The organism is Rhodococcus sp. NPDC056506 (assembly GCF_042794945.1).
Classification (GTDB): Bacteria; Actinomycetota; Actinomycetes; order Mycobacteriales; family Mycobacteriaceae; genus Rhodococcus_F.
On sequence record NZ_JBHTSW010000046.1, the window covers coordinates 19899 to 33331 of the forward strand.

At 61.5% G+C, this 13433-nt stretch carries 8 protein-coding genes; 2 read left to right on the top strand and 6 right to left on the bottom strand.

What is annotated here, in order from left to right; all coding sequences use genetic code 11:
• Positions 1-11 precede the first annotated feature (11 nt).
• The 4 genes from ACFQ6H_RS25640 to ACFQ6H_RS25655 form a co-directional block, all read right to left on the bottom strand.
• On the bottom strand, positions 12-2936 hold the full coding sequence (locus ACFQ6H_RS25640) for a Z1 domain-containing protein (RefSeq protein ID WP_378649387.1): 2925 nt from the start codon (positions 2934-2936) through the stop codon (positions 12-14).
• Positions 2933-4450 carry an ATP-binding protein gene (locus tag ACFQ6H_RS25645; RefSeq protein WP_378649389.1) on the bottom strand — a complete coding sequence of 506 codons (1518 nt, stop codon included), beginning with the start codon at positions 4448-4450 and terminating at the stop codon, positions 2933-2935. The genes ACFQ6H_RS25640 and ACFQ6H_RS25645 overlap by 4 nt, the downstream gene beginning before the upstream one ends.
• Positions 4443-6566, bottom strand: a complete 2124-nt coding sequence (locus ACFQ6H_RS25650) for a hypothetical protein (protein WP_378649390.1) — start codon at positions 6564-6566, stop codon at positions 4443-4445. Before ACFQ6H_RS25650 ends, ACFQ6H_RS25645 begins: the two co-directional genes overlap by 8 nt.
• Positions 6567-6675: 109 nt before the next feature.
• Positions 6676-7776, bottom strand: a complete 1101-nt coding sequence (locus ACFQ6H_RS25655) for an LLM class flavin-dependent oxidoreductase (RefSeq protein WP_317559775.1) — start codon at positions 7774-7776, stop codon at positions 6676-6678.
• 296 nt (positions 7777-8072) lie between these two features.
• Between ACFQ6H_RS25655 and ACFQ6H_RS25660 the strand changes: the two genes are divergently transcribed.
• Positions 8073-9074, top strand: coding sequence for an MBL fold metallo-hydrolase (locus ACFQ6H_RS25660; RefSeq protein ID WP_378539370.1), 1002 nt, complete (start codon positions 8073-8075; stop codon positions 9072-9074).
• Positions 9075-9116: 42 nt separating this feature from the next.
• On the opposite strand, the gene ACFQ6H_RS25665 is transcribed toward ACFQ6H_RS25660, so the two are convergent.
• Together ACFQ6H_RS25665 and ACFQ6H_RS25670 are read right to left on the bottom strand one after the other, a co-directional pair.
• A complete protein-coding gene (locus ACFQ6H_RS25665; protein ID WP_378539369.1) occupies positions 9117-10037 on the bottom strand; it encodes a universal stress protein in 921 nt (306 codons plus the stop codon).
• Entirely contained in the window at positions 10034-11479 is a 1446-nt protein-coding gene (locus ACFQ6H_RS25670; RefSeq protein WP_378539367.1) for an amino acid permease, read from the bottom strand. Before ACFQ6H_RS25670 ends, ACFQ6H_RS25665 begins: the two co-directional genes overlap by 4 nt.
• A gap of 160 nt (positions 11480-11639) precedes the next feature.
• Between ACFQ6H_RS25670 and ACFQ6H_RS25675 the strand changes: the two genes are divergently transcribed.
• Positions 11640-13433 (top strand): alanine racemase, encoded by a 1794-nt coding sequence (locus ACFQ6H_RS25675; RefSeq protein ID WP_378640074.1) that lies wholly within the window; start codon positions 11640-11642, stop codon positions 13431-13433.

Genomic DNA, 13433 nt, shown 5'->3' on the forward strand with positions numbered 1-13433 from the left:
CCACAACACACCTAGTTCGCATCGACGATCGCCCCTGTCCCTGACTGCTTCACCCGAAAACCGATTCGCCCCAACGGCTCCGCCGCGTGCGGAAGCGCGTACGAGAACAACGTCGCAAAATCGCGCGAGTCCACGGGACCAGCCTGTGCCCGTTTCAACTGACGAGGAGCCGGATCGTTCGCAAATACTAGAATCAATGCACCGCGAGTCTTCCGATGAAGAGCACCCGCAATCGGTCCACCGTTCTTCTTCGGGCTGCCCGCAATGTGCTCGATCGCATCGCGCTCACGAACTGCCGTACCGGTGAAACCTGTTCGGTACTCGCGTTCCTGACGCTTACGATTGACGATCGGAAGTTTCTCGTGCCAACCCTTGATCTCGATCGGCTCCCGGGTCTTGGGATACGGCAGCAGAACTGCGAAGTCTTCGAGCAATCCGGCTTCGATTGCGGTCGAGAGCGCTTCGCGGTGGGGACCGAAATCCCACCCGTTCGCCCACTCGAACTGGTCGACGGCCTCCAACACCACATGGGCCGGGACGATGCCGTATCGCGCAGAGAACGATCGCGAAACATCATCCTTGTCAACGAAATTAAAGGACCCTGTTTCGCCCAACGCCTTCAATAATGGTGCAACCGCGTCGAAGTGCCGGGCGTTGATCGAACCGTCGCCTCGCGGGGGCTGCATCGTGAAACTAAAACTTTCACCGCCCATACCGCGATAAACCAGATCGGCGTTGAACATCTTGTTTCGAGCCGTTGGCCTGAGCCACGGCAGCTGCTGAAACACCATCGGCGGCACATCGCGTGGAGTGACCCACGGTTCGCCCTTCTCGTTCACGCCGCTGAACCGAGTGAGCTCGTTCCGGAACTCCTGCTCGTCCCGAACGATCGCCTCGAACGCCTTGTACATGTCATAGTCCGCGCCGGCGGGTCCGCCAACCGTGCGGCCGATGAACAGGCGCACCAGGTCTCGGTACCCGGGGCGGAATCCGAACCATCGTCCCATCTGCATCAATGTGTCAGCTTGGCCCGTTCGACGCGTGTAATAAGTGATGGTCAGGCCCTCGACCGTGAAGCCGCGACTCAGCTTCGTGCCGCCGACCAGAATCTTCCACACGCCGCGTTCCTGGAAATCGAGGGAATCCTGTTTGTAGTCCTTCTCGGCCGCACCGTTGACCACGATAACGGGGCTGGTTCCCTCGGAAATCTTGTCGTAGGCAGCGCCGATGAATTCCTCCAACTCGGCAAACGAACCAGGATTCTCCAGTTCACTGCCCCGAGCCGCACTCACCACCGCAAAGTCTTCGGCCCAGAGCTTTTCCAGCCTCGAGAGACTCTTTGCCTGGCTGTACCCCGCCGACTTCCACAAGGCCTTGAAATCGTTGGCCACCGCGTCGTGCTCGGCCTGCTTCACCGATTCGTGCACCAACATCGTGTGGTGCCGATACGGCTTGGCGCCCTTCGATTCCCGGAAAAGCTTGATCGCCCCGGTCAGGACAAACGAGTCGAGAGCCCGCAATTGCTCGACAGAACGATCCTCGTCGCACTCGGCCCGGAGATCCCGGACGTACGCTTTCTCGTTCGAATTGGCCGGCGTCTTCTCGGTGTCTTCGAGATCGTCGAGATCGTGGAAGTCCGCTCCACCCATGTACGGGCCGGGCCGCTCGAGACTGACGATGAAGTCCGAAGGAAAGACGTTGACGCTGTCTTCCGGATCGACAAACACATTGGCAAAAGGTGTTGCGGTGTAACCGATGTACTGGGCACGCTTGAGTAGACCGAGGATCTCAGCGATCTGACCGTTGATCGCCGTCCGCTCGATCTGCTCGGTTTTCATCTTCTTCGGATCGATCGTGTTCACCGATGCCTGATCGGCTTCGTCGTCGATGATCAGAGCCGGGATCTGATCGAGCTCGGTCGGGACTTTCTTCAGATCGGCCACCAGCTTCTTGAGGCTGGAGACGTTCTTCTTCACGACCGCGATACGAATATTGCTCGGGTACAGATTCTTCGGATCATTGAGTGGAAGAGAGTGATCCACGGTTTCGAAGTGCAGTGCGCTCAAGCCCGCGAGCAGACTCTTGTAGTCAAAGGTCGAGGTGGTGAGCCGACGGATAGCCGGGATTTCATTCGTCTTGTTCGGATCGATTTCGTGTTCGAGAAAGTTCCCGTCCCGCCAGTCCTCGTCGTTGGCGTAGTCGTCGTCCACACCGGCACTGATGTTTTGACGACCGACCAATTCCATGTCGAGGCGTCGCTGAGTCTGGCTCCGGAGAATCTCGATCGTGCCGGTCAACACTATGACCAAGCGGTACCCAGCGTCGATCGCCTTGGCCACCACGCCGCTGAAATTCGCCGTCTTCCCGCTCTGGACGTAGCCGACCACCAAACCTTTGGACTGATACGGCTCGGGGCGCGTCGGATCCGCGAGCCGGTGCACAACTTCAGTGGTTGCGATGTCCAGCTTTCCGATTGTCGCCTCGTCCCAATTCTTGTCGGCTAAAACTCGCTTGTAAGCGCGCCAATAGAAGTCGTGCTCGCGCCGGCGCTCGGAGGTGTACCAGGGGTCCCACGGCTGCTGAGCCGCAATGACAACGGGCCCACCTTCGCGAGGGAAGCGCGCATCCATCTCGGCGTGCGCGTCTACCGGCAGTCCCAACAGGTCGTAGATCCGAGCTCGCCGTTCCGGGCTCTGCGGGGTAGTCGAACCTACCCATGTCTCAACACTTTCCGCATCCCACTGCCGCAGACGCGAGGTGAGCGCCGTTCGTACACCGACCGCACTGTCGTCGAGGAACACATCGATGATGTCCGCGATGGTCAGGCCGTCCGGATAGCTCGCTCGCAGGCGCGCGTTGACCGGGTACAGCACGTTCTCGGGAGGAAACCCGTCACCGAGTTCACGTGCAACCGCACGGAATACTTCATCACTCACTGCACTACCTGCTCCCGGTGCGCTGCCACTGCGGAAATCAACACTTCCTGCCACGCCTGCATCTTTTCCCTCTGACGAGCGCCGATTCTGGTTCCTTCGAACATCTCACTCACCAGCAGGAAGACAAGAGTCTTGAGCACCGGAGCATCAGCCGGGTCGAGACTGCGACGTCCGAGCAGATCACGCCGAAAACGCGCATTGATCCACAGAGTTCGAGTTTTGAGGTCGACTTCGAAGAACTGATCACGCGCCAGGGCTCGCCAACTCACGGTGACCGGATCATCACCGACGCTGAATTCGAAGGCGTCGCTGAAGGAATCGAGCACGTCTTCCGGAAAGCCGGATGCCGGTTCGATGACGCTGATCGGCCGTGGAGCAGAACTACGAGCCGCGCGCACCGCGCGCTCGGCATCGGTCAAATACGAGCGGAATCCACCGTCGCCCTCGGCGAAGGTTGCCCCGTCGACGGCAGCCGACGCAGTGGCGTCGAGCGTCACCCCCGATTTCTCGGGATTGATGGTGATGTGCTGCAGCAGAGATTCGTTCAGGTCGACAGCAATTCGTGCCAATCCGTAGTCCGGTCGGCCCCGCACTATCGCGTTCCAGCCGCCGATCTGCAGGAGTCGATCGTGCCGATAGAAGTAGAACCCCTGCTGGTCACGGCCAGGGGCGCCGTGGATGCGAAATTCCGGTGCATTGCTACGGGCGGGCCACAGGTGAGCTTCGGCGGTTACTGTGGCACCGGCGATCGACACGGCAAGTGTCCGAGGGTAGTTGGGGTCGCCGGTGTGCGGATACCGGAACGGGTCGATGGCACTGACTGTGCGCAGCGCGCCGGCGCGTCCCGCTTCGACGTCGAAGACATCGACAGTCAGAGCGATCCGGCCGGATTCGATGAGACGGTGAAATACGACGCCGAGGTGACTGCGCACGTCGTTGATGGTCTGTTCGAGCCAGCTGGTCTGCTCGTCCGCGTGTGCGGACATGAGAAAGGTTGTGATGCCGCGCCATTCGACAACGGTTCCGGTGCCGAAGGGAAAGCGGGGCGTGACTGCGTCGAAGAATTCTTCGGCTTGCCGGTCCTCGATCACCGAAACTGACTGACGCCCCTGCACTGAGGCCGAGTCGATCTCGCGACCCTGCGTTGGGTGCCCGGACTTTCGAGACCACACTCGGAGCAACCGAGCCTGACTCAACGACGCCGCCTTCATCCCTACACCGAAATGACCCAGGTCCTCGGCGGCATAGTCGCGTCGGCGGCCGTAGGTCATCGCGGAATCAATGGTGTCACTGTCCATGCCGGAGCCGTTGTCGATCACCATCATCGACACGATCCGTGTGCCGTCCTGAACGAACCTGATCAGCACGTGGGAGGCCGCGGCGTCGAGGCTGTTGTCGATCAGATCGGCGAGCGCTGTCGCGATGGTGTGGTGCAAGCCGATGGCGCCGGCGAGGGACTCGTCCGCCGCAAGGATCTTGGTGCCCACAATGCGGGTGCCCGCGACGTCAGTCATGAGATGCATCCTTACCGTCTGCCTCGTCGATTTCGGATGCTTCGCCGCGCCTCCACGCCGCCTCCAAGAAGTCCAGAATCACGTCCTCACCACGATCTTCGCACGCGCGCAGTATCTTTCGTGGACGGTCTTCGCCGTCCAGGCACACGGCTTCGGCGAGAATACGCACCACATGTCTTTCGGCAGTTCGCAATGGTTCTCGATTGCCAACCTCTGCGAGTGCCTGACGTAGTGGGTCGATGTCAGAGTGAACGATCGCCGGTCGGACCACGCGGAAGGTTCCGTCTTGCCACAACTCGAGCAACACGTCTTCGCCCTCCACAGCGGAGAGTTCACGCAGGAATCGGCGGATAGTGCCGAACGTCGGCTGCGCTCCGGTCCATCGAACTGCTTGAACGCCGAGGTGACTCTCCAACTCGATGTTCGCGCCGCGCGCACAGCCGGCAGCGACCGCGACACCGGCGGGTACAGCAAACCCGGAGCCCCGCAGATGATCAGAGGTCACGGTCAGTCGATACCGCCACGTACTACCTGACCGGTACAGGCGGCGAGTCAACTCTGGCGTCTTCGCAGTGTTGCGTGTCCGCTTGCGCCGGACTATCCCGTCACCACCAATGTTGAACTCACTGGCTTCTTCAGCCTCTCCCGAAGAAACCGATTCCTCCCCAACGGAATCCGCGCTTCCCCAGGCGTGCAGCCGCCACACTGCGCCGTCGAGCGCCACGCGATCGTCGGCCTCGAGCGCGCGCTCGATCGACCGGTCACTGCGATCGGACTTCAGCAACTCCACCAGCTCGACGACGGACTTCGGCGATCCGACGGCTTCGAGCGCGCCGACTGCCAGATCGGAGATCCGACGCGCACGCGTCAGCGCAGAATCCGCCACTACGACGACCCCGCACCACGCAAGCCACTTCTCCAGTTCGCCGCGTGACATCGACACAACTTCGGCGACGTCGTCGAGTGCAACCACACCGTTGGGGGACTCAAAGTCTTCCAGCAAGGTCTGAGTGCGTTTCTTGGCCGCCGCGACGCCCGGAGCGGCAGCCCAACCGTCAGTCACCTCGAAGTAGTCGTCGAGACGGTCCAGAACCAACCACAGCGGAACTCCGTAACCAGGCACCTCCGCCGCGATGCTCGGATGCACGTCGAGGAGGCGATCAAGCGATGCTACCGGCTGAATCTCGACTCGCAGGCTGGCAAGCAGGTTCCCCACGGCCGTCCCGAATCCGCACGCCGCGTTGAGTTTGGCTTTCACGTCGGCCTCGATCTGCCCGACTCGCCCCGAGCCCACACCGAGCTTGGCTCCGATCGCTCCCCTACGCTGCGGAACTCGCGCCACGATCCGCTCACGCAACACCAACGACTCCCGCTCATCCAGCTGCGAGAAAAGATTGTCGATCTCGTCCATCGCGTCGGTACGGTCCGTGTCGGGCAAGTCGTTCGGCGTCAGAGCCGAGATCCGGGCGGCAACTTCCTGAATCGAGGCCGGAGATTCGTCGTCGATCTCGACGGTGACGAGTGGTCTGCTGTCCTGACCTCGGACCCGTCGCCACATAGCCAGCTGAGCGAGATCGTCGAGCAGCGCTGTGATCGCGGGTGGGGCACCTGCTTCTTCAGCGGCCTCGACGCGGGCGAGCGGAGTCGTCATGACCGCACAGACCAACAGGTTGAGCACTATGTCGTGCACCGTCTGTTCGCTCGTTCCGCGCACGCCGAAGATCTCGGCGGTCGTGTGCGTCAACAGTCCGCCGATTGCTTTGTCGGTGGTGAGCCGAGACAGTGCAGTCACTGCGCGAGTATCCAGACTCAACGCCTCCAGCGGGAGATCTTCACCAAGGAGCGGAAAGCTCTCTCTTAATACCGCTGCCGCGTGGTGGGCGATGTAGAGGGACGCCAGCTCGGAGAGAACCTTCTCGAGATCGACCTCGAGAACAGTGAACGACGGCGCTTCGCTGAACCACCAATCAGGCGACGGTGCCAGCGGCTCCAGCAGCGCAGCGCGATCGGATACGTAGTCGTCCAGCCAAGGAAACAGATCGACCCACAGCGTCTGACTCAGCTCGTTCGCGGGAAGCGAGTTCACACCCAACGTCAACGCACTACTCCCACTCACGGATACCTTCATTGCGGTCAAAACCGACCGCGATGTCGGTAACAAGTTACTGCAGCTTGTGAGCGGTCGCAGCGCCGGACCTGCTTACCCGACAGTCAGACTTCTCCGCTCAGTCGACGGCGGTGAAACCCTTCGCCCGATCTTTGTCGACCGACGTCCACAGCGTCGTCGACAGCTCTGCCTTCACCAGCGGGATAACCTCTTCCGCAAATCGGCGCAAAGTGTCCTTCTGCTGCTCGAAGTCGAGCACGTGATTGACGGACACCGATTGGAAATCGTGGCCGTAGCTCTGGTGGTAATCAATGATCTTCTCGGCGACCCGCTCCGAAGACCCGACCAACGCCGGCCCGCGGTCGACGGCTTCCTCGATGGTCCGGAAGCTCGTCGACTTTCCGACCGCTTTTGGATCGTGCTTACGCTTGTCGGCCTGCGCAACGGCGCCTTCGTAGATCGGACGGAACTCTTCGATCGCCTGTTCGGTCGTGTCGGCGAGGAACAATCCGCCCGAACCCGATCCGACGTACGCCTTGGACGGGTCGTGCCCGTACGCCAGGTACTGCTCGCGGTAGTGGTCGATCAGCACTTTGTAGTTCTCACGAGGCTGGAAGGCGTTCGCGGTGACGATGGGGTCGCCCCACTTCGCCGCCAGTTCGACGGCCTCGAACGAGGTAGCCGATCCATGCCAGATACGGAACGGTCCGTCGTAGGGACGCGGTAGCGTCGTCGCGTCCTCGAGCGATGGTCGGTGAGTTCCCACCCACTTGACGTTTTCCTCGCTGATCAGCAGTTTGAGGAGTTCGTAGTTCTCGGTGAGGTATTCGTACTGCTTGGCGATATCCAGGCCGAGGAGCGGGTATTGAAGGACCTCGTTGCCCTTGCCGATCACAATCTCGAGGCGTCCCCGGCTCAGCTGATCGATGGTTCCGAAATCTTCGGCGACTCGAATCGGGTCGAGTAGCGACAGGACGGTGACACCCGTCGAGAGCAGGATTCTGTCCGTGGCCTGCGCAATCGCCCCCAAAACGACGGTTGGCGCCGACGAAAGAACCGGCCCGGCATGGCGCTCACCCACCGAGAACGAATCGATACCCAACTCTTCGGCGAGAACCGCCAGTTCGACGACGCGGTTGAGCCGATCGGACGGGGCAACTTCCTCGCCGGTCACTGGATGGGGTGGGTTGAAAATGATGTCCAGAACCTGAAAACGCATGACCCGTCTTTCTCGATAACCGCACAGCGCGCCTGTCCCTCGGAGGCTAGTGCGCGGTTGCTCGACGGATCCGCCAACCGACGACGACCCCAACGCAACGAACTCGCGAAACACTCTATTCAGCAAGATCTTTCGAATCAATGAGACCATTCAGTCGATAAAACTCTCACCGATCCGAAGTCGACCGAAAACATGCCGAACTCCCGCCAGGCAGGACCTGTGTCACCAACCAAACGAGCGCACGGTAAACATGAAGTACTAAGAGTGCGTTCCCTTATCGTTAAGAGGTACTTGTTATGAACGGTGCGGCGGCCATCGGTGATGGCATATTCCAGATTCCTGTCCCGATCACGGACAACCCGCTCGGGCACACGCTCGTCTACGCCATGGAATCCCCCGGCGGACTGATCTTGGTCGACGCTGGCTGGGGTGACGACAATGGCTGGCAGGGCCTCAACGCGGGGCTCGCCGAGATCGGGCATTCGGTGACCGACATCGAGGGCGTCGTGGTCACGCACTTCCATCCGGACCACACCGGACTGTGCGGACGGGTCCGCGAGGCATCCGGCGCCTGGATCGCGATGCACGAGGACGACCACTACCTGTTCGATCAGATGTCGACTGCACGCGACGACGAGTGGATGGCATATCAGCTCGAGAACATGGAACGCGCTGGAGCACCCGCAGCCGACCGCGATGCCTTCCGGTTGACTGCCGCGGGTGAGTCTCCGGTGGGCCCCGAGTCCGCTCCCGACCGCCTTCTCGCGGACGACGAGATCATCGCGCTGACCGGGCGCGGCCTCCGCGTTGTCTACACCCCCGGCCACACGCCTGGTCACGTCTGCTTCTACCTCGACGACGCCGACGTCATGTTTACCGGCGACCACGTCCTGCAGAAGACCACACCACACGTCGGCAATTTCGTGTACCCACTCGACGAGCGAGACGCCCTCGCCGACTTCCTCCACTCGCTCGCACGCGTGCAGAACATGAACATCACCCGCGGTCTCGGCGCTCACGGCATTCCGATCGACGACGTCGGTGGCCGCGCCGGCGAGCTGATCGAGCATCACCAGGAGCGACTCGATCACCTGCTCCAGGAGTTCGCCGACGACAAGCTCACCGTGTGGGACGTCGCGGCAAAGATGAAGTGGTACAAGCCGTGGGCCGAGATCTCCCCGATGGGAAAGACGATGGCGCTGTCCGAGGGTGCAGCTCACCTGCGCCATCTGGTTGCCCGAGAGCAGGTCTCTCAGGTTCCCGGCTCCGAGCCCGCGCTCTTCTCCCGCTCGATCTGAAAGATCAGGGCCGACAAGCACTCCGCTCGTCGGCCCTGATCTCTATTCCGCTTCGGCCTGATCGACTATTCGGGTCGACGCCGATCGCGGCACCACTACCACCGGAACCGGTGAGTACCGCACGATCTTCGCTGCGCGACTGCCGAGGAACACCCGCGCCAGTGGACCTGCCTTGCTCGAGCCGACCGTCAGAACGTCACCTCGATCCCACTCGACGCCCTCGAGCGCCTCGGCCCAGTTACGACCATGGCTGATAACCGATTCCATGACGTCAGGAATTTCGGGCAGTGCACGCACACGCTCGAAGGCAGCGTTGGTCTCGCGCTCGACTACCTCGGCCCACTCGGAGATGACCGGTGAATCCCCCTCGGTCCCGAGTGTGGTCGTGTACTGCGCGTTTGCACGAACTGCAAACGCCGCCAATCTGAGTCCGGCATCGACACGCGCAGCCACAGTCGCGGCGGCGAGCACCAGATCGTCCTGATCGGGTGTGCCCGAGTAGGCGGCGGTAACGCGGCGAACCACCTCACCGGGCTTGGTTCGAAATCCCCTCGGCGCCAGCGCGACCGGAACGTCGGAGCTGTGCAGCAAGCGGGAGGTGACACTGCCGAGAGCCACGTGACCGAACACCCCGGCCGTCGACGAATCCAGGATGATCATCTTGGCTTCGTGCTCGTGAACGAGATCGAGCAGGCCACTCGACGTCGACTGAGCCTCATGCACGACATAGGTCACGTCGACGTCCGAGGGCATGTCGGCCCGCGCTTTCGCCAGCGCCGCTTCGGCTTCGGCTCGCAATTGCTGGTGGTATTCGGCGTCGACACGCGCCATTCCGGGCGGTGGCGGCGAGGGAATCACCGCGCAGATCACCAACGGTTCACCGGACGAGCGCGCCAACAGCGTTGCCAGATGGACGGTTCCGGAACTGTCACCGTCGGGTGCGTATCCCGCGAGCAGCGTCATGACTCGGACTCCGATCCCAACTCGGTGCGGTTCTTCGCACCGAGGCGCGAGTGCTTCATACCGTAGGCGAAGTACCAGATGATCGCGACGGTCACCCAGACGAGGAACACGTAGATCGTCACGGTTCGGAGGTCCTTGATGATCCACAGGCAGCCCAGGATCGAGAGGATCGGTGTCACCGGATAGCCAGGAACTTTGAAGCTGCGCGGCAGGTCCGGGTCACTGCGCCGCAGGATAATGACCCCGACCGACACCACGAGGAAGGCCACCAGGGTTCCGATGCTGGTCATTTCGGCGAGAAAGTTGATCGGAATGAAACCGGCCAGAACGCTGATGACGACACAGACGATGATGGTGTTGGGCACCGGCGTCAGAGTCCGCGGGTTCACCTTGTGGAAGATCGACGGAATCATGCCGTCGCGTGACATCGCGAACAAAATACGGGTCTGACCGTAGATGACCACGAGCGTGACGCTGCAGATCGAGATCACCGCACCAGCGGCCAGAAGCGTTCCCGGCCAGGTAGATCCGGTCACTTGTTCGAGGATGGCGGACAGTCCGGCTTCCTGACCTTCGAACGATGCGGAATTCTGCGCACCGATCGCGACGGCGACAACGGCGATGTAGATCGCGGTGACGGACACGAGTGCAATGAGGATCGCGAGAGGGAGATTGCGACGAGGGTTCTTCACTTCTTCGCCGGCGGTGGACACGGCGTCGAGGCCGATGTACGAGAAGAAGATGATTCCGGCGGCGGACATGACGCCGCTGAATCCGAACGGTGCGAAGTCGGCGAAGTGATTGCTGTTCCATCCGGCGATGCCGACCACGATGAAAAGCAACAGAATTGCAAGTTTGATCGAGACCATGATGGCGTTGGCCTTGGCCGATTCACTGGCGCCGCGGATGAGCAGAACACCGCACAGGCACACCAGGATCACTGCGGGCAGATTGATGATGCCGCCCTGCTCCGGCGCTTGTGACAACGCGTCGGGAATCTGGAACCCGAAGAGGTTGCCAAGCAGCTGGTTCAAGTATTGCGACCATCCGACGGACACCGCCGCGGCCGAGACTCCGTACTCGAGAAGCAGGCACGCGCCGACGGCCATGGCCGGAAGCTCTCCGAGCGTCGCGTAAGCGTAGGAATACGACGAGCCCGACGCCGGGACAGCTCCGGCCAACTCCGCGTAACAAATCGCTGTGAGTCCCGCGACGACACCGGCCACAACGAAGGAGATGATCACTGCCGGACCGGCGACCGGGACTGCCTGCGAGAGGACGAAGAAGATACCGGTGCCGATCGTGGCGCCGATGCCGAACATGGACAACTGCGCCAAACCGATACTGCGGGTCAGCTCGCCGCCGTTGGCATCGGCGCCGGTCTCCTGGTCTATCTGTAAAGCCGGCTTGCGCCGAAGTACGTGTTTGACGAGAGTAGCCATCGACGCTCCTCTAGAGTGCCTGGTAGGAAACTGTTGTATCCTCATACTGCACGTAAGTGTCCTGCGACACAACAGTTGGAGCAAAGTTGCCCAGCTCACGCCAACCGTCCGGTCTGGAATGCCCGGATCGTGAACCGCCATCGGAGAAAACGGGGAGATCATGACCGGACCGACCATCACCGTCGACCTGCGTCGTATCGAACAGAATGCGCGCGTCCTCGTCGAAGCGTCCAATGCCAAGGGTATTGCGGTGGCCGGCGTCAGCAAATCTACGTGTGGCTCCCCCAAGGTGGCGCGAGCAATGGTCCGCGGTGGCGTCGCACAGATCGCCGACTCCCGCCTGGACAACCTGGCCCGCATTCGCCGCGACGGCATCACCGTCCCCCTGATGCTGATCCGTGCACCGTCGTTGAACGAGATCGACGACACGATCCGATACGCGGACATCAGCCTCAACTCCGAGTTGACGACAATTGTTGCTCTCGGCAGAGCAGCACGGGCGCGAGGAGTCGTCCACGACATCGTGCTGATGATCGACCTCGGAGATCTCCGCGAAGGGATCCTGCCGGCGGAGGCGTTGGATGTAGTCGCCGAAATCCTTCCCATCGAGGGCATCAGACTGATCGGAATCGGCGCGAATCTCGCGTGCGTCGGCGGCATCCAGCCGACCGTCGACAACCTGTCGAATCTGGTCTACCTAGCCGACGAAATCACGAAGCGGTTCTCGATCGAACTGCCGATCGTTTCCGGCGGCAATACGTTCTCTCTGCCACTCCTCGAGACCGGAACGATGCCCGAGGGGATCAACCATCTGCGTTTGGGCGCCAGCATCGTTCTGGCCGAATCACCGACTCCCCCAGGACTGTACGAACTGCTGAACAACGACGCCTTCACTCTCACCGCGGACATCATCGAGGCCAAGGTCAAGCCGTCGCGGCCGTATGGAGTCTCAGGGGAAGACGCATTCGGCCGACGCCCCGTCTTCGACAACGCGGACAAGCCGAGCCGACGCCTGATCTTGTCCATCGGCCGCGAGGACATCTCGCCGGAAGGCTTGACCCCGATCGATCCGCGCCTGAAGGTGATCAGCGCCAGTAGCGATCACCTCCTCGTCGACGCCGGAGAAACAGGCGACGAATACCGACTCGGTGGCACCGTCGACTTCACGATCGATTACGGCGCGCTCTTGATGGCGATGACATCGCCCTACGTCGAAAAGCGCTACGTCCTGGGCACCGAACCGATCGATGCCAATGCGACCGTCGAATTGATCGACCTCGAAACTAGCGGGCTGGCAAGCCATCTCCTCGATCACGGTCTACGCGAAGACATGTCCGGAATCGGTTTCAGCTGCATTCAAGCCGAGAACGCCGCCGCGGATCTCACGACGTTGCCGCTGTGGCTCACTACCGAGGCCTGGCAGAACACCAGAATTCCGATCGCCACCGAACCCGGAACCGATTTGGGTGCAATCATTTTCGCCTCCCACGGCGATATCGAACAACTGCTGTCGTCGGCAGCGGATCTGCACGGCCCCAGTTTGGAGAACACCGTCTTGGTGGGCGTCAAGAACGCCACGGTCGATCACAAGCGCGCACTCGACGAGTACGAGGTATTGCTGGTGACGATCGACGAGATCGATCGCCATGGCATGGCGGCCTTGATGCCTCGCGTTCTCGCCGCGGCGGGACAGGGTGTGAACGGCGTCCACGTCCACTTCGACATGGACATCATCGACGGACGTGTTCTCGGAGTCGACGACACGACACATCTGGGCGGCCTCACGTTCCGAGAGGCCCACCTCGCCGCCGAATTCATCAGCGAGACCGGCCTGACGAGATCGATCTCGATCGGCAGCGTTGCGGCAGCGAATTCCGATCCTCTCGGCCGTCAGGCGACCTTCGTCGACGGACTGGTTGCATCGCTGCTCGGGCGCAAGGTGGTCAAAGCCTGA